We start from the raw sequence: 26,460 nt of genomic DNA on the forward strand, positions 1-26,460 counted from the left end.
GCTACAGCTGTAATCGCCACGCAGGGTATCAGCGCACGAACCCATCATGTGTCGTGAGAACGATGCGCGTGCCGGCGGGCTCGATCAGCACAGACCACGGGTATGCAGGCGCGGATGTACGCTCGTACTGGTAACAGGCGATTTCCGGCATGTTCCTCCGGTCGTAGGCGCGCCCAATACGAATAACCAGACTGCTGGGCGCCGCCAGAATCAATGAGACTCGCCGAACACCTCGATTGCCGAGGCTTGCAACAGTCGAAACGAACTGCGCGGCTAGGGCATCCTGTTTCGCACCCGACCAAAGCGTGTCTGGTAGAGGATTGGACAGCGAGAGAGATACCACCGGCACGCCCCCAAAGGTTGTCTGGATGGCCGAGTGGTCGGTGCGGTAGGACGCGGACACGGAAAGCACGACGTGCGAAGAGCCCGCGGATAGTTCATCAATCCCATTGGTGGCAAAGCGCTCTCCATCATCCGGTTCATCAAGCCGTCGCCATGCGCTTGTCGCCCGATGCCAGTCGAGCGGTGTCAGCCGTCCTTCGTCGTCGAGCAGTACACCGGCGAGAAAGAGCAACGGCACCTGAAGCACGCCCGCCACCACCAATTGAACCTGGCCCAGCTCGCGGGAACCACGCAGGCGTTGGATCAAATCAGGAATACCAAGGATCTTTCGCAACGCATGGTCAATCGCGCCCGCCTGAACCGATTCTCGAACATCGATCAGCGCGTCGAGCCGCTGTCCTATCAGCTCACGAGGCACAGACTTCAGGAGCGGATGATCAGATGTGTCGACGAGGCCCCTGAGTTCCATCGCAATCACTGCACTGCGACCTGCGGCCCTTCTGGCAGAAAGCCAATCGCTCAACGACATCCAGGTGCCTAAAGCCAAAAGAGTCAATCCCGAGATGAGCGCGATGATCAGCCAAAGCCGGGGAAGGCCATCACTCGTCGTGACAAAACCCAGGAAATGAAGTGCACCTGCGGAACCACGCACCCCAACCGTCCAACCGCCGGCGAGGGTTGCAAGAACGATCGGCGCGCCCGCCATCAACAGTGCGCGACTTGCGTGGCGGCGACGGGTGACCCACTTGACCAGTGTGGACACCCATTCTTGCGCTTTCGTGTTCCAGCTCATTCCAACCTCAAGTTAAGCAACTCACCGGGCCGAGCAACCAAGAGTGACATGTCGCGTATGGGCAGTGCCTTCAAACGATGGCGCGGCGCACGTGGGGAAGAGGTGTCGTCAAGCTACCACCCGGAGAACCACCGCAGCCTGTTTTACGTAAAAGGACCGAGGAGCCAAACGACGAAACGACGCTAGCCGTGCATGGGTCGTGCACTTCACCAGGCGACGTCCGCAGCCGCACGGACACGGCATCTTGTTCGCCACGCGCTTTCGCTTGCCAAGTAGAAACAGAGCCCTCGCGACTTGGTACGGACCCACAACAGAGAATAGGCTCTCATAGTCGGCCACGAGCCCTGGGGCGCCATGCGCAAGCTCATCGAACGGAAAGCCGGGCAAGCCCTGTTCTCGCCATGACGCTGCGTATAGAAACGGCACGACACACTTTTCGACGAACGCGACGAGCGTCGGGTTAGGTCCGAGGGTCTGCAAAATTCTGAGCGGAGATCCCAAGCATAGGTCGCCACCAGGATTTACATGGTGATCGCCGACAGCCGGGATCCGCCCTCCTTCTTCGAACGCCTTGGGTAGCGCAGACGACGAGTCAAGGGAGACCTCGAGTCGAATTCGATACTCGTCGGCGATGGCCGGCTTGCCGGACGACGATGCCTCGAAGAGGATGAACCCTGCAACGACGGCGCCCCCCCGCTGGCGGGTCGGGCGCCGCCGCAATCGCGGGAAGGCGTCGAGCAGCTCGTCGATATCCGCTTCGGTGAAGTGCATCGGCCTCAGCCGAGCCACGGCGCCGGCGGCGCCTCGATGGCCACCTGGCGCGCCCTTGGCGCCGTTGCCGCGCTACCCGTGAGCGCTCGAGCAGCATCGGCTCCGAGTGAAACTGCAAAATCGTCGCTGGCGACCTCAACGAGCCGCTGGGGCACATCGAGCGTACGCCAAGCCTCGAACGCGCGCAGCGACGCATCAATCCAGCGGAAGAAGTTGTACCGCAGAGGGCAGTTCGGTCCGGTCCACCGATCCGCGAAGTTCTCGTGCGGGTTGATCGGATTGAGAATGCGTGCGGCCTGGCTGTCACGCACCTCGTGCAGGAGCTCAAGCGTGCGCCTCAAGGTGACTTCGAGCGGCTCTCCGGGAATGCAAGCCAATCCGGCGATTGTCGTTATCAAGATAGAGGCCGGCTTCATGTCCGGCTGGTCAGCGAACATCACGTCCCGATGCCGCTTCAGGAGCTGCACCGTCTGCTGAAGGGGCTGGCGTGCACGAAATACGGGGACGGGATCAACTTGTGCTTTCTCGACCAAGGCGCGGGACTGCCGACTCTCCATGCGAGACAGGAACCACTTCTGGTAACCACCGGGGTTGCTGGATGGCCAGTCATGCGTCAACTCGTCGAAGTCGGGGCGCTGATCGTCGGTGATCCAGAGGGCGCGACGAGCGATCTCCGCGGCCAACGGCCGGTCCAAACCGGCGGTCGCCATGCGTTCGGTGAGTACGGCTCGGCGCTGGTCATCGGCGCGAAGCCCCGGGACGACATCCATATGGAACGCGAGGTCATCCTGGTAGCTCAGTCGCCAGCAACGGTGCTTCGGTTCGAGCTGGCTCTGGATGCCTCGAGCCTTCCGATAGGCCTCGAGCTCGACGCGAATCATCTCCTTTAGGTCGGACTGCGAGTGCGAGTCGCGGGAAACGCCGGTGCGCAGTTTGCAACTGAAATCGAGGTCATACTCCTCGTCGGGATTGACGGGCTTGATGGCCGTTCCCAACGCGAACGATCCTTGCACGAAGATATGGGCATCGAACGGCGCGAGCGTGGAGCCATCCCTAGAAATCCACCTCGCGAGGTCCTGGTATCGCCGTTCGGCACGCTCGTACGCGCCGTCCGGCAAGTCGATGTCCTTCAACAATACTTCAAGCCGCGACTTCGGATTCAAGCTGTCCATCGAACGCTCCCATGATTGTCCCGCGGCTCGGCGTACTGCTGGGCGACGTGCGCGTCGACCGCCCTGCCTCGTTACCGTCGCTGGTGCAGCCACCATCGACTTGCCCAATTAAAACAAGCGGCATTAGAAATGTGGACGGTGCCACATTTTAACAAGGCGCGATCTTTAGTGCCCTGAGTCTCACAGACTGAGACTCGGAGGTCGCGCCCTAGATGTTCCGACGAACGGTCAAAGTGGGCAACCGAACGGCTCTTGGTCCAATAGTTTCGTACAACCTGCTATTGGCCCATGGCTACAAGTGCCAGGCAGCGCTGGCACATCGGTGCGGGGTGGCTGCCGTTGTTGCGGAACCGCACACCTGCAACAAGAACGGCCCGACGCATGCGCCGGGCCGTTGCTGACGTCACCGCGCGTCGTGCGCGCGGCGGTGCTGGCGTGGATCAGGCCAGGGTCAAGGTGACGTCGATGTTGCCACGGGTCGCGTTGGAGTACGGGCAGACCTGGTGGGCCTTGTCGACCAGCGCCTGCAGTTCGGTCTGGTCCATGCCCGGCACCGCGATGCGCAGTTCGACCGCAATCCCGAATCCGCCCGGAATCTGGCCGATGCCGACGCTGCTGTCGATGCTCACTTCGCCCGGCAGCTTGAGCTTGTCTTGCGCCGCGACAGCCTTCATCGCGCCGATGAAACAGGCCGCGTAGCCGGCAGCGAACAACTGCTCCGGGTTGGTGCCGTCGCCGCCAGCGCCGCCCAGCTCGCGCGGGGTGGACAGCTTGGCATCCAGCGCCTTGTCGGAAGACACGGCGCGGCCTTCGCGGCCGCCCGTGGCGGTGGCATGGGCGGTGTAGAGGACTTTTTCAGGTGAGGCCATGGTGGTTCTCCAGAGTGAGCGCTGTCAGCGCGTGGTGTAGTTGAATAGTTGGCGATTGAATCGTGTACGACTTGTTGAAGAGGCTGCAGGTGCGCAGGGATGCGCTCACGCGTTACCGAGGTTGGAGCGTAGCGTTTCCAGTTGCTGTTTGAGTTGACGCAGTTCGTCCAGCGAGCATGCCGAGGCGCAAAACACCTGCTCGGGCACCGCGCCAGCCTTGGCGCGCAGAGCGTGGCCGGCATCGGTCAGTTCAATGATCACCTGCCGCTCGTCTTTGGCGGCGCGGGTGCGGGTGACCAGGCCGGCAGCCTGCAGGCGCTTGAGCAGCGGGGTCAGCGTGGCCGAATCCAGATAGAGGCGCTCACCGATCTCCGACACGCTGCGGCCATCGGTTTCCCACAGCACCAGCAGCACCAGGTACTGCGGATAGGTCAGGTCCAAGGCCTTCAGCAGCCCACGGTAGAGCTTGTGCATCGCCAGGTTGGCCGAATACAGCGCAAAGCACAGCTGATGGTCGAGCTGCAGCAGGGCGTCGGTCCGGGCGGTGGTGGCAGTGGCGGTGTTCATGCCTGCAAATTACATCGCGCGCTATTTAATTTCAAGCGATCTTTACCGCCGTGCCGGAAGTGCGTGGCGAGATGCATTAGCCGGCCCTGAGCAATATGCACATCAGGATTACGCAGCGTGTAGATCAGCACAGACGCATCGCAGGCATGCACAACGATGCCGCGTGTTTGCGTTTTCGACAGATCGCACGCGCACTGCCGTGTCAGCGATGCCGGTCCGCTGACACGCCAGCAAGCATGTGATTGCAGCCAGCGAAGCTGCAGGCCAGCGAATACATCGCCACGACATGCGCGTGTGCTGGACGCTGCGCGCGGACGACGCCAGCGTCGCGTACCGCGCCGGTTGCATGGAAGCAGCCGGCCAAGACACTGCAGACAGGCAGGACCAGCGGATCCACGGGAAGGGCCAGGCCTCTTGATCCCTTGATGACATCGCACAGGCGTGCAGCCAGGAACCGATCCAGCGCCCGCGTGCGCCGGGACATGCATGCCGACCTATCGCCGACCAATCGCCGCTTTCCCGACGGCGATGCCGAAGTCCTCGACGTTGTCGCGCGCCGCAGCAAGTGGGAAATCCCCTGACCGCCACGCTACGCAACGATGACGTGGCTGCATCCGCGAGATCAACCGGCCAGCGACGCAATCCATGCGGGACGGTCGCCCTCGCATGTCCTGCAACTCATTCACGCCCGATGCGCAGTGGCCAGGTAGTCGGCGCTCTGCATCTCGATCAGGCGCGAGGCGGTGCGCTCGAAGGCGCCTGCCAGGCGCTGGCCGCTGTACAACCCCGGCGGTGCATCCTGCGCGGTGCAGACCAGGTTGACGTGGCGGTCGTACAGCTCGTCGATCAGATTGACGAAGCGGCGCGCCGCGTCCTCGTTCATGCGGTCGAAGTGCGGGATGCCGCCCAGCAACACCGTCGTGAACTCGCGCGCGATCTCGATGTAGTCGCCCGGCCCACGCGGGCCTTCGCACAGCGCTGCAAAGTCGAACCAGGCAATGCTCTTGCCGCGTGCGCGCACCGCAATCTTGCGCGATTCGATGTCGATCGTGCCGCTGCGTGCCTCGGCATTGCCGCTCAATTCGCTCCAGCGCTGCAGCAGCCAGTCGTCGGCCTGCGCATCCAGCGGCGCGCGATACACCGGCGAGCGCGTCAACGCGCGCATGCGGTAATCCTCGGTGCCTTCGGCATACAACTCCACGCAGAACTTCTGCAGCAAGCCGATCGCCGGCATGAAGCTGTCGCGCTGCAGGCCGTTGGCGTAGAGATTTTCCGGTGCGGTGTTGGAGGTGGTCACCAGGGTCACGCCTTCGGCGAACAGGCGTTCCAGCAAGCGCGCCAGCAGCATCGCATCGCCGATGTCGGTGACGAAGAATTCGTCCAGCACCAGCACGCGCAGATTTTCGCGCCACTGCTGCGCGATCCTGGCCAGCGGATCGCTCTGCCCGGCATGCTCGCGCAACTGCTCGTGCACACCGCGCATGAAACGGTGGAAATGCGTGCGGTATTTCTGCTTGATCGGCAGGCCGTCGTAGAACAGGTCGACCAGAAAGGTCTTGCCACGCCCCACGCCACCCCAGAAATACAGGCCACGCACCGGCTCGGGCTTTTTCCAGAACGCCGACAGCCGATCCAGCCAGCCATCCTGCGCGCTGTCCACCAGTGCTTCGTGGATACGGTCCAGCTGGGCCAACGCGGCTTGCTGCGCGGGGTCGGCGCGCCAGTCGCCGCGTTGTACGCCGGCAGCGTAGCGCTGCGACGGGGTCATCTCACTCATCGTAGTTCTCCGCAGGCCGGCTGCTGCCTTGCCCGCTCAACGGCGCATCGCAAGACGATACGCGTGGACCGAGCCGCAGTCAGACGGCGGCCGGTAGCCAGCGCCGGACACCATGCTGGATCGCACCGCGCAGGTCGATCAATTTGCGGTGGAAGAAGTGGCTGGTATCGGGCATGCGCACCAGTTCGGGCTGCTGCTCCAAGGTCTCCAGCCAGTCGTACACCGCTTGCGGATCAACGATCTCGTCGGCGTCGCCCTGGATCACCAACCACTGTTGCGGCGGCTGCATGTCGCTGAAATCCCAGCGCCCGGCCGGTGGCGCGATGGAGATCAACGCCTGCGGTTCGAGCGATCCGGCAGCACGCAACGCCACATAGGCGCCGAAGCTGAAACCGGCCAACCACAGCGTGTCGCCCGGGCGCTGGCTGCGCACCCAGGCGGCCACGGCGCGCAGATCGTCCTGCTCGCCATCGCCATGATCGAAACTGCCGGCCGAGTTGCCGACACTGCGGAAATTGAAGCGCACCACCGTGATGCCCAGCTCGCGCAGCGCGCGTGCGGCCATGGTGACAACCTTGTTGTGCATGCTGCCGCCCTCGGTGGAGAGCGGGTGGCAGACGATGGCGGTAACCGCTTGCGCAGCGACATCGGGCTCGGGCAGATCGACCGCGACATCGAGCGGACCGACCGGCCCCTCCAATGTCAACGCGGCCGATTCGGTGGGGAATGGGGGATTGGACATGCGCTCATAATAGCCGTCCCGCCGGCCGCGTTCATCGCCCTGCCTGCACACCTCGTTGCGTTGCCCATGCATTTTCTACTGTTTGCCGTCGTTTGCAGTGTCCTGGTGTCGGTGCTGTTGAAGCTGGCGCCGCGTCGGGATATCGACGTGTTCCAGGCCATTACCTGGAATTACGCCACCGCCAGCGTGTTGGCCGTGGCACTGCTGCACCCTGCATTTTCCAGCCTGAGCGCGGCGAACACGCCGTGGCTGGCGCTGCTGGGCCTTGCGGTTGCACTGCCGAGTATTTTTCTGCTGCTGGCGCGCTCGGTGCGCGTGGCCGGCATCGTGCGCAGCGACGTGGCGCAGCGGCTGTCGCTGCTGTTGTCGCTGGCGGCGGCATTTACCGTCTTCGGCGAAGCTGCCGGGCCCTGGAAGCTGGCCGGCCTGGGCGTTGGATTGCTGGCCATCGTCGGCATCGTGCAGCGCGCGCACGCTCCATCGGCGGTCGCGCCTGCATCGACGACCGGCGCGCCGGCACGCGCGTGGCCCTGGCTGCTCGGGGTGTGGGTGGGCTTTGCGCTGATCGATATCCTGCTCAAGACGATTGCGCTGTCGGGCACGTCCTCGCTCACTGCGTTGACGCTGTGCTTTGCCATCGCGTTCGGGTTGCTGCTGTGTGTGCAGTTGGTGCGCATGCAGCGTGGGCATCGGCTGCATCCGCGCAGCATTGCCGCCGGTCTGCTACTGGGCGTGCTCAACTTCGGCAACATCCTGTTTTACGTGCGCGCCCACCAGAGCCTGCCGCATAGCCCTGCCACGGTCTTTGCAACGATGAACATCGGTGTGGTGGCGCTCGGTGCGTTGGCCGGCATCACGCTGTTCGGCGAACGCACTACGCGTTGGACGCGCGTGGGCCTGGCATTGGCGGTGCTGGCGATTGCGCTGATTGCGTGGGGATCGCGCTGAGGCGCCCGCTGGTTGGCCACGCCATGCCGTCATGCGTGCGCAACCGGCGCGCATGCATGACGGCGTGCGAAGACCTCAACGTTCCCAGTGCGGGAACGGATCGTCCAGCAGTTGCCACTGCGCCGGGCCCTGGCGCAATTCCTGATCGCTCAGCAGGCAGGCATCCAGCGCAGCGCGCGTGCGCGGCGCATCCATGTCCACACCGATCACCGCCAGCTCCTGGCGACGGTCGCCCCACAACGGGTGCCAGAGCCGCTGCATGGCCGCGTATTCGCTGGCATCGCCCACTTCGTGCAATTGCGGCAGCGGTGCGGTCCAGCATTGGGTCTGCTGACGCTGCCAGCCGATGTCGGTATACGGCAGCGGGGTGATGCTGGTCTGCAGCGGCTCGCCGATCGCGTGCGCATCCACGCGATGGCGTGCGGCGAACCAGAAGCCGGCCGCATTGGTCTGCGTGGCTCCGCCGACGCTGGACAGTTCGCCGACCCAATCCATACGGCTGGCCAGCCAGAAAAAGCCCTTGCTGCGAATCACCTGCGGCAGCCCGCTTTGCACCATGCGCGCAAAACGCTGCGGGTGAAACGGCCGACGCGCACGATAGACGAAGCTGCTGATGCCGTATTCCTCGGTCTCCGGCGTGTGCTGACCGCGCAGTTCCTGCATCCAGCCCGGCGCCAGTTGCGCACGGATGAAGTCGAAGCGGCCGGTGTCGAGCAACTGACGCAGCGGCACCTCGCCATGCACGGCGTCCACCAGCGCCGCTTCGCGGTTGAGCGCACGCAGCACGGCGCGCAGGCGTTGCAACTGCTGTGCGTCGATCTGATCGCACTTGCTGATCACCAGCACGTCGGCGAACTCCACCTGCTCGCCCAGCAACTGCACCAGCCCACGGGTGTCGTCCGGCCCGGCCTGCTGCCCCAGCTCGGCCAGCGTGGCTGCCGAGCCGAAATCCTGCAGGAAGCGAGTGCCGTCCACGACCGTGACCATGGTGTCGAGCCGGGCGATGTCCGACAGGCTGAAGCCGTCGGCATCGCGCACCGCAAAGGTGGCCGCCACCGGCATCGGCTCGGCGATGCCGGTCGATTCGATCAGCAGATAGTCGTAGCGTTTCTGTTCGGCCAACCGCCGTACTTCCTGCAGCAGATCGTCGCGCAGCGTGCAGCAGATGCAGCCATTGCTGAACTCCACCAGCGTTTCCTCGGTGCGTCGCAAGGCCGCACCGCCGTCGCGCACCAGCTGCGCGTCGATGTTGACGTCGCTCATGTCGTTGACGATCACCGCCACGCGCAAGCCGTCGCGGTTGTGCAGGATGCGGTTGAGCAAGGTGGTCTTGCCGGCGCCGAGAAAGCCGGACAACACGGTGACGGGAAGACGCGGATCGCGGGCGATGGACACGGACATCCGGAAAACCTCGTGGAAGGAAGTGTTACTGTATAACATTACTTCGACAAGGCACCCCCGATGCGCGCGACCGCTTCTCTACTGGACAGCTCGGCCATCGCCCTATCGAGCCTGTGCCTGCTGCATTGCCTGGCGCTGCCGCTGCTGGCGGCCGCACTGCCGCTGCTGGGCGCCTGGAGCCGGGCCGAATGGGTGCATGTGGTGTTCGCCACTGCGGCAGTCCCACTGAGCGGCTATGCGCTATGGAGCACGCACCGGCAGCGGCCGCTGCCGGCAGCGGTGTGGGCATTGGCGATCGCCGGACTGACCGGACTGGTGCTGGGAGCAAGCGGGTTGGTCGGCGCTGCGCTGGAAGCGCCGATCACGGTCGCCGGCAGCCTGCTGCTGGCCAGCACCCATCTGGTCAATTTGCGGCTGCGTCGCAACGCGCACTGCTAGACCTGGCAATCAACTCTATACAAATGCATAACGCCTGAATCAGGAAGACCCAAGAAGCAGGTTCGGCTTGAATGAATTCTTAGCCTTGCACTCAGTTGCCCACGCGTTTCTTCTTCTCGGCATCGTACTCGGCCGGCGTAATCGCACCAGCATCAAGCAGGGCTTTGAGTTTTGCGAGATTCTCATACCTCACCGCGCTATCTGAAACTGATGCTACGGGCTCAGGTGCATCACACTGAAAGTAGATGGTTCCCGTTGCTCCGCGAGCGACCTGCCTTAGAGAGGCTAACAAAACGACTTCGCGTCAGCCTACTGCAGGCCGGCTGATCTGCGGCCTGGCTGCAGGGCCCTTGCCCGCCCAGCGTCGCGGGACACGCTGCAAGGACGTCCTTGTAAGCTCTTACGCGGCATCCATGCCGCGTAAGGTCCCGCGACGCTGGGTGGGCAAGGACCAGTCGAGATGGTCGGCATGCATGGTTCTAAACAAAGCAACCAGCGGAGTCTCTGGTGCGGTGTCCTCGCCGCTTGCGGGACCGTGTGGCGGCATGGATGCCGCCACCGAGCCCCCAGGGACGGGTTCACGGCGTGTCCCGCGAGCGGTGAGGGCACCGCGCCCTCGACCCACTCAGCGTTTGAGCTGGGCTTCTGACTGTATCCACCAAGACGCACCAGATCGTGCTACAGCGAAAAGCCCAGCAGCACCGGGTCATGGTCGGAACTGCGCCACGGCCCGGGCAGGTCGCGTTTGGCGTATCCGGCATCGTCCATGAGATCGGCGTTGATATGCCATTCGGCCGCGCCACGTAGCTGCTTGGCCATCGCCGGACTGAGCAGCGCGTGGTCCAAGCGCCCGCTCATGCCGTTGTACACGTAGCTATAAGGCTGCTTCACGCCAGCCACTGCGAAGGCATCCTGCCAGCCGCTGGCGCGCAGGCTACGCATCGGGGTTTCCATTGCGTAGGCATTGAAGTCGCCCAGCAACACGGCCAGCTTGGTCTGCGCGCCGGTGGGGTCGGTCTGCAGCCACTGGTGCAGGCGCTTGGCCGACTCGCTGCGGGTCGCGTTCCAGCACGCCTGGCCGTCCTGCTGGTCGGCATCGGCGCCGCTGGCGGTGCCGCAGCCCTTGGACTTGAAGTGATTGGCGACCACCACGAAGGTGGCGCCACGGGCGCTGCGAAACGCCTGCGCCAACGGCACGCGGCTATGACTGTCGAACGGCCCACCGGTCAGCGTCGCCGGCTTGCCGACCGGAGTGACCTGCGAACTGCGATACACGATGCCGACCCGGATCGCGTCGTCGCCCGGACCGCTGCCGGTGTCGACGAACTGCCAGTCCTTGTCCTTGCCAGCGCCATTGAGCGCGACCACCAGTTGCGCCACCGCCGCATCGGCATCATTGCCATCGTTTTCCAGCTCCATCAGCGCAGCCACATCGGCCCGCAACGGCATGATCGTGGCGACCAACTTGGTCAATTGCGCCTGGAACTGCTCGGGAGTCCGCGCGCCGCGCTTGGTCGGAAAACCGCCGCCACGGCCATTGCCGTTGAAGAAGTTTTCCAGGTTGAACGCCGCGATACGCAGATCGCCTCCCACCTGCGGGGCGACCGCAGTCGGCAGCGCCGGCAGCGTCAGCGGATTGAGCACCTGGATGCGGTAATTGCCGTCGTAGCGCTGGTCGACAATGCCGTCCACCGATTTGAGCAGGCTGCCCGTGCGCAGCACCGGATCGGCCGGCAGATAGGACACCGTCTTGGGGCTGCGCCCATTGCGCGCATCGTCCAGCAGCACGCGGCGGCGCGCGTTGTCGGCCTCCACCTGTGCGAAGGCCGGAGTGCCGGCAGCGGCCACTTCGCTCGGCTGCCACAGGCGTCCACCGAAGGCGGCGACCAGTTCGCCGTAGGTATCCAGGCGGTCGCTGCCGTTGAGCGTGAGCGCGGCGATGCGCACGTGTTCGCCTTCCAGCGCTTCCCAGTTGGCCGGCGGGCCGCTGAGCATGCGCAGCGGCACCGGCTGGCCGCTGGCGAGTCGCTCGATGCTGCTGGCATCCACCGTGGTCAGGCTCGCCTCACCGCCTGCGGACACTTCGCGCACCGTGCCGACGATGCGTACCCGGTCGCCCACCGCCACCTCGGCAGCGCCGGCACCGGTGACGAACAACCCGTGGGAGCGGCGCGGCTCAAAGCCGGGCTGCTGCACGAACAGGCCAGCCAGGCCGGCGCGGGTATCGGCAGTGACGATGCCTTCCACCTCCACCACGCGGCCGTCGTAGGGGCTGCGGGTGTCCTCCCCCTGCACATCGGCGATCGACAGACGTTGCGGTGCGCCATCGGCAGCGCTGCCGAGCAATGGCGCCAGCAGACCGAACAGACCGAGCACAACAAGCGGGCAACGCGACATCGACACTCTCCCTAATGAGCTGGACCAAATACAAACGCCGCCCGGAAGGCGGCGCGTAGCGACGAGGCGCAGCGGCAGGCTAACAAAAGGCGGTCAGCAGCTGCCAGCCGATAGACGAACGAGACGGCCGATGCGACCGCCGGCAGCGTCACCGCTCCCGCTTGGCACGCACGGCGCACGTGCCGAGGCAAACAAACCGAGATGGCGCCTCGACCGGATGCGTCTGCCGTCTGTCAGACGTACGCCAGGCATAACCGTGTGGCGGCGCGCGGACCGCTATTTCAGATTGGCCAGCATCCAATCCACCGTCGCGCGCACCTGTTCTTCGGTCAGCGACGGGTTGCCGCCCTTGGCCGGCATGATGCCGCCATCAGGGCCGGTGTAGCCCTCGATCGCGTGCTTGTACAAGGTGTCCTTGCCCTGGGCGATGCGCGCGTCCCAATGCGAGTGGTCCAGCGTCGGCGCCTTGCCCACGCCGTTGGTGTGGCAGGCGGTGCACAGGTTGTCGAAGATGACCTTGCCGTCGGTGGTACCGCCATAGGCGGACTGCGAAGCCGCCTTGGCCAGTGCCGCCGCCTGGGCAGCGGCTTGTGCGGATGCGCCAGTCGTGCCGGCATACACCGCGCCAGCCGGTGCGATGCGTTGCTGCACGCGCTTGGCCGCTGTCGGTGAGACTTCGTCGGGAACGGCGCGTTGCAAATAGGCTGCCAGGGCGATCAGGCCCAGGGTGATCACCACCAGTAGTCCGATCACCATCGAGAATTTTTTCAGGAACTCGAGGTCGTAATTCCGCACGCGCTCACCCCTGGCTGTTGGTCGAAGACCTCTGCTAGCGCCGGAGTATAGAGCACAGTTCGCGCCAGTCTGACCACTGTGCATGACACTTTTCGCAGCGGTGCGCGCTTCGCCCCCGCGCGCTATGACTCTTGTCCGCGCATACGCTTGCGCCCGCCAGTGAATTGCCGCAATGCCGCATGGCGCGTTGGTGTGGCTCGCCGAATTGCGTATCATTCCCAACAACCCAGGGTGACGCGGTTCTCGCCTCGCCCTGTCCGCCTACGAGGAGTCGCCGCGATGAAATCCTTCCTGCTGTCCTGCCTGGCCTTGGCCAGCCTCAGTCTGTCTGCCCAGGCCCACGAGATCTGGATCGAACGCGACGGCAGCGGCCCGGTGCGCATTTTCTTCGGCGAACCGGCGCAGGAAACGCTCGATCACGGCGAAGACGAGATCAAGCGCGTGGTCAAGCCAACCGTGTTCGGCACGGCGGGCAAGGCCGGCGCACTGCAGCGCGGCAGCGAGTTCCTGACTGCACCACTGTCGGGCACTGGCGATGCCTGGCTGAGCGACGACAGCGTGTTCGAGCCGTGGAAGGGCGAAGCCGGCACCTTCGAGACAGTGAGCTACTACGCGCGCGCCGGACGCACCACGCCATCGGCCAAGCTGGATTTCGAACTGGTGCCGACCGCCGCCAACGCCAACACCCTGACGGTGCTCTACCGCAACAAGCCGCTGCCCAAGACCGAAGTCACCCTGATCGACCCGCAGAAGTGGCAGAAGACGCTGACCTCCGATGCCAAGGGTCAGGTGACGCTGCCCACGCTGCGCACCGGCCGCCACATCATGGTGATGACCAACAAGGAGCCGGTGAAGCGTGAGATTGGCGGCAAGCAGGTCACGATGATCCACCACATCAGCACGCTGACCTTCCTGGCCCAGTAAGTCGACCGCGCGCGTCGTTGATCCGATGTCCATCGCACCGTCCATCCCGCTTCCCTGGTTCAGGCGTCCCTGGCTGGGCGTGCTTGCGCGTACGCTGGCAGCGATGTTTGGCGGCTATGCGCTCGCCAGCGCCACCAATCTGCTGCTGGCGCTGGTCTTGCCGATGCCACGCAGCGAGGCGGTGTTGACCAGCATGCTGGTCGGCATCGTGGTGTGCGCCTGCGCGCCGCTGTGGGCGTTTGCCACCGCCAGCGTGTGGCGGGCATGGGCCGGCATTGCCGTGCCGGCGGCGCTGATGTTCGCACTGGCCGCATGGCTGCAACGGAGTGCGGCATGAAACAGGGATTCCGCCAGTCGATGGCGTGGCTGCATACCTGGACCGGCCTGCTGGTCGGCTGGGTATTGCTGCTGATCTTCATGGGCGGCACGGCGAGTTATTACCGCGATGAAATCAGCCGCTGGATGCGTCCGGAGCTGCCCACCACCACGGTGAGCAGCGAAACCGCATTACGCAGCGCCGAGCGCTATCTGCAAACGCATGCGGCCGACGCGCAGAGTTGGAACATCACCTTGCCGGACACGCGCAATCCGGTGGTGAGCATGTACTGGCAAAATCCCGCGCCGGCGGCGGGCAAACCGGCCGGTCGTCGCCAGATGTACGGCAGCGCCATCATCGACCCGGCCACCGGCAAGGAGATCGCCGCACGCGATACCCTGGGCGGAGAATTTTTCTACCGCCTGCATTTCGATCTGCATTATCTGCCGGTGCTGTGGGCGCGCTACATCGTCGGCTTCTGCGCGATGTTCATGCTGGTGGCGATCATCAGCGGCGTCATCACCCACAAGAAGATCTTCAAGGACTTCTTCACCTTCCGCCCCGGCAAGGGACTGCGGTCGTGGCTGGATTTCCACAATGTCAGCGCCGTGACCGCGTTGCCGTACCACGCGATGATTACCTACACCGGCATCGTGACCTTGATGTTCATGTACCTGCCGTGGGGCATCAAGGCACGCTACGCCGACAACGAAATGCGCTTTTACGATGAGGCGGCCAATCGCGTGGCCGATACCCGGCAAGCGGCCGGCACACCGGCGAACATGCTGCCACTGGAGCAGTTCGTGGCGCGTGCGCGTAGCCAATGGCGCGGCGGCGATGTGGGCAATGTGGCGGTGTCGCTTCCCAACGATGCGCATGCCGCCGTGGGCGTGACCCAACTGGCCAATGCCTTGTCCACCGATGCGCCATCCATCCTGTTTGATGCGGTCAGTGGCCAGCGCCTGCAGCGCAGCGGGCCGCCGGGTGGCGCCAGTCAGACGCGCGGTGTGATGGTGGGTCTGCATATCGCCCACTTCGCCGGGCCGTGGCTGCGCGCGCTGTTCTTCGGCTCGGGCTTGCTCGGCTGTTTGATGGTGGCCAGCGGGGTGGTGATGTGGGCGGTGAAGGAACGGCCCAGGCATCTGAAGGCCGGGCGCATCGGCGTTGGTCTGCGCCTGGTCGATGCGCTCAACATCGGCACGGTGGCCGGACTGCAGATCGCCTTCGCCAGCTTCTTCTGGGCCAACCGGCTGCTGCCGGTGACGCTGGAGGCACGCGCGGCGATGGAAGCCAATGTGTTCTTCGCTGCCTGGGTCGCGGCGCTGTTGGCGGCGTTCGTGTGGCCGCGTCGCGCGATGTGGAGCTGGCAGCTGACTCTGGGCGCGGCGTTGTTCGCGTTGGTGCCGGTGGTCAATGCGATCACCACCGAGGTGCATCTGGGCGCGACGTTGCCGGCCGGGCAATGGGCGTTGGCGGGGGTCGATCTGGTCTGCCTGGGCCTGGGCGTCTGCCTGGGCATCGCGGCGTGGCGCCTGCAGCGCTGGAAGGCACCGCAACCCGCGTCGGCACGACGTGCACGCGCCACAGCCGCCGCGCCTGCGCAGGACACCGCAGCGATGCAGGAAAGCGCATGAACGTGCTGCTGTTGCTGGCGCTGAATTTCTCCGGATGTGCCGCGTTATGCCTGGCGATGGACAAGCATCAGCACGAGGTCCGCGGCCGCGTGCTGGGCGCCGCGCGCTCACGCCAGTTGCGTGCGCTGGGCTGGCTGTTGTTGCTGCTCAGCGGTGGGCTGGCGGTGCACGCACAAGGTTGGGGCATCGGCCCGGTGCTATGGCTGGGCACGTTGACCGGCGCGGCGGCCCTGCTGTCGCTGTGGTTGCTGCCGTATCGGCGCGGCTTGATTTTGCCGACGGCGGTGGCGGCACCGGTGCTGACCGGCGTGATGCAGTTGCTGGTGGGGTGAGGGGTGAATGTCTGCGCGATCCAGTGCGCGGCGTGTTGAGTAAGCCACCGCGTGAGTCGCAGTGCTGCATGCTGCGATTGCGCCACTGATGCTGGTATGGCGTGGCGCATTCTCGGCATCGGCCTGCCGTCGCGTCGAGTGCGGCGTCATGCATCGCATGCGCAGGTCGCTACGTCACCACCAGCGGATCGCCCAACACCGTCGGTCGTTCGTGCGGCGGGCGGCGAGCACGCACTGCTTGCCCGGACTGCGGCATGCCCGGCAAACCACGACAGGATGATGCGCCAGGTCAGCGCCATGCGCGTCAACTCACATGGGCTCGCACCACATCGGCAAATGCGTGCGTAGACATGTACTTGCACAGCCTCCCTTGCCGAGCGCGGCCTCTCAGTAGGGTTGGCGCCTTGCTCGGCGCACTGTCAACCCGCCGCCTGCCGTGCGCCCACCGCGCGCAGGCAAAAGCCGCAGATCGCTTCGACCAACTGCTCGCCCTGTTGTGGGTCGCCCCGGCTGGGCGCGATCGGTCCCACCAGCGCCTCGGTGAAGGCCCCGACGATGCAGGCGGCCGCTGCATCCAGCGACTGCTCGGGGAACTCGCCCGCTGCCACACCTTCGGCCAGCAGCTGGCGAAAGACCTCGCCGAACAGGCGTCGGCCACGGATGCGCTCGGCATCCACCTCGCTTTCCACCGGTTCGGCGATGAAGGCGTAGGCCAACCCGGGACCGGCCAGGGCACGCCGCACGAACGTGGCGATCGCGCTGCGCAGGCGCTCGGCAGCGCTGGCCTGGGTGATGGCGATGGCGCGCAGGATGGTCATCTCGCGCTGCACGGCTTCATTGAGAACTTCCACGAAAAGCTCGGCTTTGGACGGGAAGTGTCGGTAAATCTGCCCGGTTGACACGCCAGCGGCGGCGGCGACGGCGGTCACCGGCGCGTTGCGGTAGCCGCCGGCGGCGATCAGGGCGCGGGCCGCGTGCAGGATGCGTTCGCGGTTGCCGGCCAGGCGTTCTTCCATCAGGGCGGAGCGTCGATAAGCCATGGTGTGATTCTGGGTTCAATAGTTGAATTTTAGTTCACTTTTTCACTGCGGACCGTTAGTCTGGCCACACACGCCGCGCGGTCCGCCCGCTCCCACCCGGCACATCCCGATCCTTGTGGAGTCGTTTCATGCATGTGCCGTCGTTGAATTTTGCGCTTGGCGAAGAGATCGATCTGCTGCGCGAAAGCGTGGCGGCCTTCGCCAGCCACCATATTGCCCCGCTCGCGGCCACCGCCGACCAGGACAATGTTTTCCCCGCGCAACTCTGGCGCCTGTTCGGTGAGCAGGGCCTGCTCGGGTTGACCGTGGAAGAAGACTACGGCGGCAGCGGCATGGGCTACCTGGCGCACGTGGTGGCGATGGAAGAGATCTCGCGGGCCGGCGGGGCGATCGGCTTGTCGTACGGCGCGCACTCCAACCTGTGCCTCAACCAGCTGCGCAAGAACGCCACACCGGAGCAGAAGCAGCGCTACCTGCCCAAGCTGTGCAGCGGCGAACATGTCGGCGCGCTGGCGATGAGCGAAGCTGGCTCGGGCTCGGACGTGGTGTCGATGAGGCTGCGCGCCGACGCACGCGGCGACCGCTTCGTGCTCAACGGCAGCAAGATGTGGATCACCAATGGCCCCGATGCCGATGTGCTGGTGGTGTACGCAAAGACCGATCCGGACGCCGGCTCGCGCGGCATCACCGCCTTCATCGTCGAAAAGGGCATGCCCGGGTTCTCCACCGCGCAGAAACTCGACAAGCTGGGCATGCGCGGCTCCAACACCTGCGAGCTGGTGTTCACCGATTGCGAGGTGCCGGCCGAGAACGTGCTGGGCACGCTCAACGGTGGCGTGCGCGTGCTGATGTCGGGGCTGGATTTCGAACGCGTGGTGCTGGCCGGCGGCCCACTCGGGTTGATGGCCGCAGCGATGGATGTGGTGCTGCCGTATGTGCACGAGCGCAAGCAGTTCGGCGAGCCGATCGGCACCTTCCAGTTGATGCAGGCCAAGCTGGCCGACATGTATGTCGGGCTCAACGCCTGCCGCGCCTACGTGTATGCGGTGGCGCGCGCCTGCGATGCGGGGCAGACCACACGCCAGGATGCGGCCGGCGCGATCCTGTATGCCGCCGAAAAAGCGACCTGGCTCACCGGCCAGGCGATCCAGGTGCTGGGTGGCAACGGCTACATCAACGACTATCCCACCGGCCGCTTGTGGCGCGATGCCAAACTGTACGAAATTGGTGCAGGCACCTCGGAGATCCGACGCATGCTGATCGGCCGCGAGCTGTTCGACCGTACCGCCTGACGGAGCCAACATGAGCGTGATCACCAGCCAGCTGCAGGTCAGCGGCGAGAGCTTCCAACACAACGCCGCCGCACTGCGGCGCGTGGTCGATGATCTGCGCAGCACGCTGGCGCGCACTGCGTTGGGCGGCACCGAGGCTGCGCGTGCAAAACACACCGCACGCGGCAAGCTGCTGGTGCGTGATCGCATCGATGCCTTGCTGGACCCGGGCAGTGCGTTGCTGGAGATCGCACCGCTGGCCGCGCATGGCCTGTACGACGATCAGGTGCCCTGCGCTGGTGTGGTTGCGGGCATTGGCCGCGTGTCCGGGGTCGAATGCGTGATCGTGGCCAACGATGCCACCGTCAAGGGCGGCACCTATTACCCGATGACGGTGAAGAAACATCTGCGCGCGCAGGAAATCGCGCAGCAGAACCGTCTGCCATGCATCTATCTGGTCGATTCCGGCGGCGCGTTCCTGCCACTGCAGGATGAGGTGTTTCCCGATCGGGATCACTTCGGGCGCATTTTCTACAACCAGGCCAATCTGTCGGCCAACGGCATCCCGCAGATCGCCTGCGTGATGGGTTCGTGCACCGCTGGCGGCGCGTACGTGCCGGCGATGAGCGATGAAACCGTGATCGTGCGCGAGCAAGGCACCATCTTTCTCGGCGGCCCGCCGCTGGTCAAGGCGGCCACCGGCGAAGAAGTCAGTGCCGAAGAACTCGGCGGTGCGGATGTGCATACGCGCATCTCCGGCGTGGCCGACCACTTCGCCGACAACGACCTGCAGGCCCTGGCACGCGTGCGCGCCATCATCGCGCAGCTCAATTGGCGCAAGCCGGCCGCCTCATTGGCACTGCAGGCACCGCTGCCGCCGCGCTACGCCGCCGACGAACTGTACGGCGTGATTCCCGCCGATACGCGCAAGCCCTTCGATGTGCGCGAGGTGATCGCCCGTATCGTCGACGACTCGCAGTTGGACGAATTCAAGCCACGTTACGGCAGCACCCTGGTTACCGGCTTTGCGCATCTGCACGGCTACCCGGTCGGCATCATCGCCAACAATGGCATCCTGTTTTCCGAGTCCGCGCTCAAGGGCGCGCACTTCATCGAGCTGTGCACGCAGCGCGGCATTCCGCTGATCTTTCTGCAGAACATCACCGGCTTCATGGTCGGGCGCAAATACGAACACGGTGGCATCGCCAAGGACGGCGCCAAGCTGGTGATGGCGGTGGCCTGCGCCAAGGTGCCGAAGTTCACCGTGGTGATCGGCGGCTCGTTCGGTGCCGGCAACTACGGCATGTGCGGCCGCGCGTATTCGCCCAACTTCCTGTGGATGTGGCCGAATGCGCGCATCGGGGTGATGGGCGGCGAGCAGGCGGCCAGCGTGTTGGCGACGGTGCGTCGCGACGGTATCGAGGCCAAGGGCGGCGCGTGGTCGGGTGAAGAAGAGGACGCGTTCAAGGCGCCGATCCGCGCGCAGTTCGAGCAGCAGGGCCATCCGTACTACGCCAGCGCACGGCTCTGGGACGACGGCATCATCGATCCGGCCGATACCCGTCGCGTGCTCGGGCTGGGATTGTCTGCGGCATTGAATGCGCCGATCGCGCCGACACGCTTCGGCGTGTTCCGGATGTGAGGCGGTGATCTGCGCCTGTCCTTGCGTTGCTGCATCGTCCGATGGCCGGTGTGCCCGTGCATGCGCGTCGCTGCACACCGCACGGTGCGCTGCATGAAGACAACCCTGGGAACCTGCAGTATCGATCTCCGCGGTAAGCCGTGTGCCGCTTCTGTATCACCTGGCGCCATCGTCGCTGGCTTGCCGCCAACGCAATCGTTTTTTCAACGCCGCACCAGCCGCCACCATGGCGACGTGCCCGGAGATCACCCATGACCCAGCGCGAACCCGTCGCCGCCGTAAAACTGCCATATTTCGACAAGATCCTGATCGCCAATCGGGGCGAGATCGCATGCCGCGTCATCGCAACCTGCCGCACGCTGGGCATCGCCACCGTGGCGGTGTATTCGGATGCCGACCGCGATGCGCGACACGTGCGCCTGGCCGATGAGGCGATCCATATCGGTGCGGCACCGGCGCAGCAAAGTTATCTGCGCAGCGACGCGATCCTGCAGGCGGCACGCGCGAGCGGCGCGCAGGCGATCCATCCCGGCTATGGTTTTCTGTCGGAAAACGCCGCGTTTGCCGATGCCTGCGCGCAGGCCGGCATCGTGTTTATCGGCCCGCCCGCAGCGGCCATCCGCGCGATGGGCGACAAGAGTGCGGCCAAGGCGCTGATGGAACGGGCTGGTGTACCGCTGACGCCGGGTTACCACGGCGACGAACAGGCGCCTGCCTTCCTGCGCGCGCAAGCCGATGCGATCGGCTACCCGGTGCTGGTCAAGGCCAGCGCCGGTGGCGGTGGCAAGGGCATGCGTCGGGTGGACGCCAGTGCCGCATTCGAAGAAGCGCTGGCCAGCTGCCAGCGCGAAGCGCAATCGGCGTTCGGCAACGCGCATGTGCTGGTGGAAAAGTACGTCGAGCGCCCGCGTCATATCGAGATACAGGTATTCGGCGATATGCACGGCGAGGTGGTGTATCTGTTCGAACGCGATTGTTCGGTGCAGCGCCGCCATCAAAAAGTGCTGGAAGAAGCGCCCGCTCCCGGCATGACCGAGCAACGCCGCGCCGCGATGGGCAAGGCCGCCGTGGATGCCGCGCGTGCGGTGGGCTACGTCGGCGCAGGCACGGTGGAATTCATCGCCGGCCCGGACGGCGATTTCTATTTCATGGAAATGAACACCCGACTGCAGGTCGAGCACCCGGTGACCGAACTGATCACCGGTACCGACCTGGTCGAATGGCAACTGCATGTTGCGGCGGGTGCGCCGCTGCCGCGTCGCCAACACGAACTGAGCATCCATGGACATGCGCTGGAAGCGCGCCTGTATGCCGAAGATGCCGAGCGCGGATTCCTGCCCTCCACCGGTACGCTGCGACAGCTGCAATTTCCCGCTGCCAGCGCGCATGTGCGCATCGATGCGGGCGTCGACCAAGGCGATACCATCGGCCCGTATTACGATCCGATGATTGCCAAGCTGATCGTGTGGGACGTCGATCGCCCCGCGGCACTGGCCCGCATGCGCGATGCGCTCGCTCAGTTCCATGCAGCCGGCGTCACCACCAATAGCGCATTCCTTGCGCGCCTGATCGGCACGCACGCATTTGCAACTGCCGATCTGGATACCGCATTGATCGAACGCGAACATGCGGCGCTGTTTCCGGAGGCTGCCGTGCCCGGCAACCGCTGGTGGTGTCTTGCTGCGGTGCTGGTTGCCGAATCGCGGCCGACGGCGGTTGCCGATCCGGCCGACCCGTTCTCGCCGTGGCAACAGGCAGACGGGTGGCGCGTCGGCGCGCATGCCGCGCACAGCGTCATCCTGGAGGCGGCTGGTGAGCGTCGCCAACTCGCTGTCCGCCCGCATGCCGATGGCTGGCAGGTAAGCATTGCAGGCGACACGCACGTATTGCGCTATCAGCGCCACGACACGGCATTGCGGGTGGAAATGGATGGCCGCCAATGGCGTGCGCACGCATTGCGTGATGCCAACGCACTGACCTTGATCGGTGCCATGCAGCGCGCCGTGTTCCATCACCACGATGCGCTGATCGAAGCCGATCAACCCGCACACGACACCGGCGGCCTGCTCGCTCCCATGCCTGGCCGCATCGTGGCGCTGGTGGCCCCGGTGGGGCAGCCGGTGGTGCGTGGGCAAGCCTTGGTGGTGCTCGAAGCGATGAAGATGGAACACACCCTGCACGCGCCCGGCGATGGCACGGTGCAGGCCTACCTGGTCGCGGAAGGCGATCTGGTCTCCGACGGTGCTGCGTTGGTGGAATTCGTGGCCGCGCCTGCGTAGTGTCGCAGGGCAGCGTGACCATCGGCACGTACGCACGCACCGGCATTGCCTCTAGCGTGGAGACAGCGGCCGGAGTGGCCGCGATCCCGCCCGGAGCCTTCCATGCAACGCCTGCTTCTTGTGTCCAGCATGCTGCTGGCGCTGTCTGCCTGCAGCGACAACACCGCACCCGCCACCGACACGGCCGCAACGCCCGCATCTGCTACGCCAGCACCAGCGGCGCCGCCCGAGCTCATCACACGCGATGCGTTGTTCGGCAATCCCGAGCGGTCGAACGTGAGCATCAGCCCTGACGGCAAGTACCTCAGCTGGGTGGCACCGCTGGATGGCGTACTCAATGTGTGGGTCGCATCGGTGGACGCACCGGATCAGGCCCGCGCGATCACCAAGGACACCGCACGCGGCATCCGCAGTTATTTCTGGACCCATCAACCCAATACGCTGCTGTATCTGCGCGACAACGGCGGCGATGAAGACTTCCATCTGTATGCGGTCAATCTGACCGATGGCAGCAGCAAGGACCTCACACCTTTCACGAAGACCAACGCCGAGGTGGCTGGGGTCAGCGCGCAACACCCCGACGCGATCATGGTCGGCATGAACGACCGCGACGCCAAATGGCATGACCTGTATCGGGTGGACCTGGCCACGGGAAAGCGCAGCCTGGTGCATAAAAACACCGAAAGCCTGGATTCCTATCTGCTCGATGGCAACTACCAGCTGCGCTACGCCACCCGTGCCACCGACGATGCCGGCATAGAGCTGCTGGTGCCCGATGGCAATCGCTGGAAGAGCGTGGACCGCATTCCATTCGAAGATGTCAGCAACACCTCGCCAGACGGGCTGACCGACGACGGCAAGACGCTCTACATGCAGGATTCGCGCAACCGCGACACCGCCGCGCTGTATGCCATCGACACCGCCAGCAACGCGCGTACGCTGCTGTTCGAAAACGCGCGCGCCGATGTCGGCGCCACCTTGAACGACCCCAAGACCGGCGTGGTGCAAGCGGTGTCCACCGACTACCTGCGCGAGGAATGGAAGGCGCTGGACAACGGCATTGCCGCCGATCTGCAGAAACTCAAATCACTTGGCGCCGGCGATGCCAACGTTACCGCACGCACGCTCGACGACCGCATCTGGATCGTTGCCTATTCGGCAGCAGAAACACCGCTGACCTACTACCGCTACGATCGCGCCGACGGTGGCAAGCTGACCAAACTGTTCTCTGCCCGCCCGGCGCTGGATGGCAAGCCGCTGGTCCCGATGTGGCCGCAGGAGCTCGCCGCACGCGACGGCCTCAAGCTGGTCAGCTATCTCACCCTGCCCGCCGAGGCAGATACCAACCATGACGGCAAGGCCGACAAGCCGGTACCGTTGGTGATGTTCGTACATGGCGGCCCGTGGGCGCGCGACAGCTATGGCTACGGACCGTACGAGCAATGGCTGGCCAATCGCGGCTATGCGGTGTTGTCGGTCAACTTCCGCGGCTCCACCGGCTTCGGCAAGGCGTTCACCAATGCCGGCAATGGCGAGTGGGGCGCCAAGATGCACGACGACCTGCTCGATGCGATGCAGTGGGCGGTCAAGCAGGGCGTGACCAAGCCCGACGACGTCGCGATCATGGGCGGCAGCTACGGCGGCTACGCCACGCTGGCAGGCCTGACCTTCACCCCGGACGCATTCAAGTGCGGCGTGGACATCGTCGGCCCGGCCAACCTCAATACCTTGCTCGGCACCGTGCCGCCGTACTGGGCCAGCTTCTACAAACAGTTGACCAAGCGCATGGGCGACCCGGCCACCGCCGCCGGCAAGCAGTGGCTGACCGAACGTTCACCGCTCACCCATGTCGACAAGATCAGCAAGCCGCTGCTGATCGGCCAGGGCGCCAACGATCCGCGCGTCAAACAGGCCGAGAGCGACCAGATCGTCAACGCGATGAAGGCCAAGAACATCCCGGTGACCTACGTCCTGTTCCCCGACGAAGGCCACGGCTTCAAGCGCCCGGAAAACAACAAAGCCTTCAACGCCGTGACCGAAAGTTTCCTCGGCCAATGCCTGGGCGGCCGCGTGCAACCGATCGGCGAGGACCTGGCCGGCTCCAGCATCACCGTACCGGAAGGCGCGGACAAGGTGAAAGGCCTGAGCGATGCGTTGAAGACGCATACGCAGGCGATTCGGCGCTAGCGGCAACTGCAAAAGTTGCTTGATTGCCTCAGGTAAGCGAGCACCCTTATAGCAGGACCCTTAGATGCAATATATGTGCACCTAAGGGTCACGCTGCAAAAATTTGCTTGGGGGCCTGACTATAACTACAACCTTCGGAAACGTCACTTCCTTAAAAATCTAAAATTTCGGCCTATATAATACGGCACATTAACGCACTCTCGAATTTATAGCGATATTAATTTCATAACAATAAATAAATAAAATATCAGTTTTCTAGCAACGAGACCAAATCTCGTTATTAGGATCAAGCTCCATTGTTCGCATCAGTTCACCACGCACGCCGAATCCACAGACCGCCAGCACACCTTCCATAACTGGCTCTAAACTGAATAAATTTTCTAATTGAATTTCATTAATCGCACAAGTTACGAAAGCCCCCAGACCTGCATCTGTCGCGGCCAAGTAAAGAGTTTGCGAGAAATGACCAGCCTCCAAGGCAAGGGCGCGGTAAGCCTTCGCATGCGTGCGATATTTCCAAAAATTGCGGAGATAACGCGGACATAACGCAACTATTACTTGCGCATTAGCGAACCAGTCCTGTCCAGCCAAAATTTGTAGCGCAATACGATTTATATCGCCATTATCTAATTGCAATCTCTCCAAAGCGTGATTGACAGGGAGATAGTGATAAATTCCGTCAATCAGGCCCGATACGTTTCTTATTAATAGGTAAGCATCTAAAGGGTGCAAGCCACCACCAGAAGGACTTGAGCGCTTAAGAAATGCGACATCTTCCCCAACTCTCAAGACGGCATTTGCAGCAAATGTACGCTCCATGACTCTTGCAAAAACGTCTATTCCAATCACGGCATCGCCGTCGAAGTTCCTGCATGTCGTCCTCCGCTGCAGTATTTCATCCAGATAAGCATTTGTTCCACGGGGCAATGGGATTTTCTCTGAAAATCCACGCAGACGCTGCTCCGGTGGTGGCGCTCCAAAATTCTCCGTTAATTCATCAGCAGTCTCAGCCCCTGCGTCCTTTGTTGCCTGGGCAGAATCAACATTATCCCAGCGGGTGAACGCATGATAAGTTGCAGCCAATGGGTGCCACTGACTTTCTCGCTGAGCATTATCGCGCTGATGAACCTGATCCAGATCTGCTTCCGCTTCTATCAATAGCCCCTTTGACAATAGCGATGTTATTCCTGCCATCTCATCGACCATGTCGATTTCATGCCAGTGGTTTGGGCTAAATCGTCCAAGGAGAAGAACTTCATCCTCAGTAATGCGACATTCCACACCCAAATGTGGCGCAAGCGCAACCCAGCCCGGAGTCCGCAAAGTACCCGCGCCCCCCATGCATAGATCTGCGAAGTCAATTTCCACAAATTCTCTTGACTCCAGATAAACAACAAAACAACGTCTTACCATCATAGTCATAATTCACCGCCAAAGTTTATTTTTGATAAATATTAATAAATTAAATTTACCATAGAAGCCGAGAATAACGCGCTAATATTATTTCAACCTTACTAAGTGACCATACTTATTTGGCACTTCGCCCTGTCCGGCAATGGCGCGGCTCACACACTATGCGAATTCAATTGCCGGCAGGTCAGTATAGGGCTCAGGCTAGAGGGTTAAAATCGATGGACGCGCGCTGATAGCCGCAAGATCATCGCCGCACCAGGCAACGTTTGACAACAGCTTAAAAATGTGCAATAAATAATTTTTAATTTCCGGCCATATATTAGTTATTTTTGACGCGATGTTCCGGAAGATCTGAATATATTTAATCGATAAGTCATAACTCCTTCAAGTCGCAGCTATTTTCAATAACT

21 protein-coding genes are annotated in these 26,460 nt (G+C 63.6%); 10 read left to right on the top strand and 11 right to left on the bottom strand.

Features of this window, described 5'->3' with window-relative positions:
• Nucleotides 1-28 precede the first annotated feature (28 nt).
• The 6 genes from GGR61_RS15075 to GGR61_RS15100 all read right to left on the bottom strand — a co-directional run bounded on the left by GGR61_RS15075 (nt 29) and on the right by GGR61_RS15100 (nt 7,033).
• Nucleotides 29-1,135, bottom strand: a complete 1,107-nt coding sequence (locus GGR61_RS15075) for an SAVED domain-containing protein (protein ID WP_184622380.1) — start codon at nt 1,133-1,135, stop codon at nt 29-31.
• Between the two features lie 776 nt (nt 1,136-1,911).
• A complete protein-coding gene (locus tag GGR61_RS15080; protein ID WP_184622382.1) occupies nt 1,912-3,078 on the bottom strand; it encodes a nucleotidyltransferase in 1,167 nt (388 codons plus the stop codon).
• Between the two features lie 440 nt (nt 3,079-3,518).
• Complete coding sequence (locus GGR61_RS15085) at nt 3,519-3,947, bottom strand: organic hydroperoxide resistance protein (protein WP_102580170.1); 429 nt, start codon at nt 3,945-3,947, stop codon at nt 3,519-3,521.
• 105 nt (nt 3,948-4,052) lie between these two features.
• Nucleotides 4,053-4,514 carry a MarR family transcriptional regulator gene (locus tag GGR61_RS15090; RefSeq protein ID WP_184409464.1) on the bottom strand — a complete coding sequence of 154 codons (462 nt, stop codon included), beginning with the start codon at nt 4,512-4,514 and terminating at the stop codon, nt 4,053-4,055.
• A 682-nt stretch (nt 4,515-5,196) separates the two neighbouring features.
• Entirely contained in the window at nt 5,197-6,291 is a 1,095-nt protein-coding gene (zapE, locus tag GGR61_RS15095) for a cell division protein ZapE (RefSeq protein ID WP_184622384.1), read from the bottom strand.
• 79 nt (nt 6,292-6,370) lie between these two features.
• Nucleotides 6,371-7,033 carry an alpha/beta hydrolase gene (locus GGR61_RS15100; RefSeq protein WP_184622386.1) on the bottom strand — a complete coding sequence of 221 codons (663 nt, stop codon included), beginning with the start codon at nt 7,031-7,033 and terminating at the stop codon, nt 6,371-6,373.
• 66 nt (nt 7,034-7,099) lie between these two features.
• On the opposite strand from GGR61_RS15100, the gene GGR61_RS15105 reads away from it, so the two are divergent.
• Nucleotides 7,100-7,981, top strand: coding sequence for an EamA family transporter (locus GGR61_RS15105; protein WP_184622389.1), 882 nt, complete (start codon nt 7,100-7,102; stop codon nt 7,979-7,981).
• Between the two features lie 75 nt (nt 7,982-8,056).
• Here the strand turns inward: GGR61_RS15105 and GGR61_RS15110 are convergent, their stop codons facing one another.
• On the bottom strand, nt 8,057-9,382 hold the full coding sequence (locus GGR61_RS15110; RefSeq protein ID WP_184409459.1) for a GTP-binding protein: 1,326 nt from the start codon (nt 9,380-9,382) through the stop codon (nt 8,057-8,059).
• A 60-nt stretch (nt 9,383-9,442) separates the two neighbouring features.
• Between GGR61_RS15110 and GGR61_RS15115 the strand changes: the two genes are divergently transcribed.
• Entirely contained in the window at nt 9,443-9,820 is a 378-nt protein-coding gene (locus tag GGR61_RS15115; protein ID WP_184622391.1) for a MerC family mercury resistance protein, read from the top strand.
• A 678-nt stretch (nt 9,821-10,498) separates the two neighbouring features.
• Here the strand turns inward: GGR61_RS15115 and GGR61_RS15125 are convergent.
• Complete coding sequence (locus tag GGR61_RS15125) at nt 10,499-12,217, bottom strand: ExeM/NucH family extracellular endonuclease (RefSeq protein ID WP_184622395.1); 1,719 nt, start codon at nt 12,215-12,217, stop codon at nt 10,499-10,501.
• A 276-nt stretch (nt 12,218-12,493) separates the two neighbouring features.
• Nucleotides 12,494-13,012 carry a c-type cytochrome gene (locus GGR61_RS15130; protein WP_184409455.1) on the bottom strand — a complete coding sequence of 173 codons (519 nt, stop codon included), beginning with the start codon at nt 13,010-13,012 and terminating at the stop codon, nt 12,494-12,496.
• Between the two features lie 279 nt (nt 13,013-13,291).
• On the opposite strand from GGR61_RS15130, the gene GGR61_RS15135 reads away from it, so the two are divergent.
• From GGR61_RS15135 to GGR61_RS15150, 4 genes are read left to right on the top strand one after another with little or no spacing between them, the layout of a single operon-like run.
• Nucleotides 13,292-13,936 carry a DUF4198 domain-containing protein gene (locus GGR61_RS15135; protein ID WP_184409454.1) on the top strand — a complete coding sequence of 215 codons (645 nt, stop codon included), beginning with the start codon at nt 13,292-13,294 and terminating at the stop codon, nt 13,934-13,936.
• Between the two features lie 25 nt (nt 13,937-13,961).
• Entirely contained in the window at nt 13,962-14,273 is a 312-nt protein-coding gene (locus GGR61_RS15140) for a DUF3649 domain-containing protein (RefSeq protein WP_184409453.1), read from the top strand.
• Entirely contained in the window at nt 14,270-15,886 is a 1,617-nt protein-coding gene (locus tag GGR61_RS15145; protein WP_184409452.1) for a PepSY-associated TM helix domain-containing protein, read from the top strand. Before GGR61_RS15140 ends, GGR61_RS15145 begins: the two co-directional genes overlap by 4 nt.
• The gene (locus GGR61_RS15150) at nt 15,883-16,218 is read left to right on the top strand and encodes a DUF3325 domain-containing protein (RefSeq protein WP_184409451.1); all 336 of its coding nucleotides are present in this window, start codon (nt 15,883-15,885) and stop codon (nt 16,216-16,218) included. Before GGR61_RS15145 ends, GGR61_RS15150 begins: the two co-directional genes overlap by 4 nt.
• 419 nt (nt 16,219-16,637) lie before the next feature.
• Here the strand turns inward: GGR61_RS15150 and GGR61_RS15155 are convergent, their stop codons facing one another.
• Nucleotides 16,638-17,258, bottom strand: coding sequence for a TetR/AcrR family transcriptional regulator (locus GGR61_RS15155; RefSeq protein ID WP_184622397.1), 621 nt, complete (start codon nt 17,256-17,258; stop codon nt 16,638-16,640).
• A gap of 128 nt (nt 17,259-17,386) precedes the next feature.
• Here GGR61_RS15155 and GGR61_RS15160 point away from each other — a divergent pair, with 128 nt between their 5' ends.
• The 4 genes from GGR61_RS15160 to GGR61_RS15175 all read left to right on the top strand — a co-directional run bounded on the left by GGR61_RS15160 (nt 17,387) and on the right by GGR61_RS15175 (nt 24,637).
• Entirely contained in the window at nt 17,387-18,550 is a 1,164-nt protein-coding gene (locus GGR61_RS15160; protein WP_184409449.1) for an isovaleryl-CoA dehydrogenase, read from the top strand.
• 10 nt (nt 18,551-18,560) lie between these two features.
• Nucleotides 18,561-20,171 (top strand): carboxyl transferase domain-containing protein, encoded by a 1,611-nt coding sequence (locus GGR61_RS15165; RefSeq protein WP_184409448.1) that lies wholly within the window; start codon nt 18,561-18,563, stop codon nt 20,169-20,171.
• Between the two features lie 251 nt (nt 20,172-20,422).
• A complete protein-coding gene (locus GGR61_RS15170) occupies nt 20,423-22,450 on the top strand; it encodes an acetyl/propionyl/methylcrotonyl-CoA carboxylase subunit alpha (RefSeq protein ID WP_184622399.1) in 2,028 nt (675 codons plus the stop codon).
• Nucleotides 22,451-22,552: 102 nt separating this feature from the next.
• Nucleotides 22,553-24,637 carry a S9 family peptidase gene (locus GGR61_RS15175; RefSeq protein WP_184622401.1) on the top strand — a complete coding sequence of 695 codons (2,085 nt, stop codon included), beginning with the start codon at nt 22,553-22,555 and terminating at the stop codon, nt 24,635-24,637.
• A 255-nt stretch (nt 24,638-24,892) separates the two neighbouring features.
• Here the strand turns inward: GGR61_RS15175 and GGR61_RS15180 are convergent, their stop codons facing one another.
• Complete coding sequence (locus tag GGR61_RS15180) at nt 24,893-26,059, bottom strand: putative peptide maturation dehydrogenase (protein ID WP_260288017.1); 1,167 nt, start codon at nt 26,057-26,059, stop codon at nt 24,893-24,895.
• Nucleotides 26,060-26,460 lie beyond the last annotated feature (401 nt).

Origin of the sequence: Xanthomonas sp. 3058 (assembly GCF_014199765.1) — a bacterium.
Lineage (GTDB): Bacteria > Pseudomonadota > Gammaproteobacteria > Xanthomonadales > Xanthomonadaceae > Xanthomonas > Xanthomonas campestris_B.

What these genes read in the sequence shown, in the direction of transcription:
- GGR61_RS15075 (WP_184622380.1), bottom strand. Translation starts at nt 1,135, where the DNA reads ATGAGCTGGAACACGAAAGCGCAAGAATGGGTGTCCACACTGGTCAAG.
- GGR61_RS15080 (WP_184622382.1), bottom strand. Translation starts at nt 3,078, where the DNA reads ATGGACAGCTTGAATCCGAAGTCGCGGCTTGAAGTATTGTTGAAGGAC.
- GGR61_RS15085 (WP_102580170.1), bottom strand. Translation starts at nt 3,947, where the DNA reads ATGGCCTCACCTGAAAAAGTCCTCTACACCGCCCATGCCACCGCCACG.
- GGR61_RS15090 (WP_184409464.1), bottom strand. Translation starts at nt 4,514, where the DNA reads ATGAACACCGCCACTGCCACCACCGCCCGGACCGACGCCCTGCTGCAG.
- zapE (WP_184622384.1), bottom strand. Translation starts at nt 6,291, where the DNA reads ATGAGTGAGATGACCCCGTCGCAGCGCTACGCTGCCGGCGTACAACGC.
- GGR61_RS15100 (WP_184622386.1), bottom strand. Translation starts at nt 7,033, where the DNA reads ATGTCCAATCCCCCATTCCCCACCGAATCGGCCGCGTTGACATTGGAG.
- GGR61_RS15105 (WP_184622389.1), top strand. Translation starts at nt 7,100, where the DNA reads ATGCATTTTCTACTGTTTGCCGTCGTTTGCAGTGTCCTGGTGTCGGTG.
- GGR61_RS15110 (WP_184409459.1), bottom strand. Translation starts at nt 9,382, where the DNA reads ATGTCCGTGTCCATCGCCCGCGATCCGCGTCTTCCCGTCACCGTGTTG.
- GGR61_RS15115 (WP_184622391.1), top strand. Translation starts at nt 9,443, where the DNA reads ATGCGCGCGACCGCTTCTCTACTGGACAGCTCGGCCATCGCCCTATCG.
- GGR61_RS15125 (WP_184622395.1), bottom strand. Translation starts at nt 12,217, where the DNA reads ATGTCGCGTTGCCCGCTTGTTGTGCTCGGTCTGTTCGGTCTGCTGGCG.
- GGR61_RS15135 (WP_184409454.1), top strand. Translation starts at nt 13,292, where the DNA reads ATGAAATCCTTCCTGCTGTCCTGCCTGGCCTTGGCCAGCCTCAGTCTG.
- GGR61_RS15140 (WP_184409453.1), top strand. Translation starts at nt 13,962, where the DNA reads ATGTCCATCGCACCGTCCATCCCGCTTCCCTGGTTCAGGCGTCCCTGG.
- GGR61_RS15145 (WP_184409452.1), top strand. Translation starts at nt 14,270, where the DNA reads ATGAAACAGGGATTCCGCCAGTCGATGGCGTGGCTGCATACCTGGACC.
- GGR61_RS15150 (WP_184409451.1), top strand. Translation starts at nt 15,883, where the DNA reads ATGAACGTGCTGCTGTTGCTGGCGCTGAATTTCTCCGGATGTGCCGCG.
- GGR61_RS15155 (WP_184622397.1), bottom strand. Translation starts at nt 17,258, where the DNA reads ATGGCTTATCGACGCTCCGCCCTGATGGAAGAACGCCTGGCCGGCAAC.
- GGR61_RS15160 (WP_184409449.1), top strand. Translation starts at nt 17,387, where the DNA reads ATGCATGTGCCGTCGTTGAATTTTGCGCTTGGCGAAGAGATCGATCTG.
- GGR61_RS15165 (WP_184409448.1), top strand. Translation starts at nt 18,561, where the DNA reads ATGAGCGTGATCACCAGCCAGCTGCAGGTCAGCGGCGAGAGCTTCCAA.
- GGR61_RS15170 (WP_184622399.1), top strand. Translation starts at nt 20,423, where the DNA reads ATGACCCAGCGCGAACCCGTCGCCGCCGTAAAACTGCCATATTTCGAC.
- GGR61_RS15175 (WP_184622401.1), top strand. Translation starts at nt 22,553, where the DNA reads ATGCAACGCCTGCTTCTTGTGTCCAGCATGCTGCTGGCGCTGTCTGCC.
- GGR61_RS15180 (WP_260288017.1), bottom strand. Translation starts at nt 26,059, where the DNA reads ATGACTATGATGGTAAGACGTTGTTTTGTTGTTTATCTGGAGTCAAGA.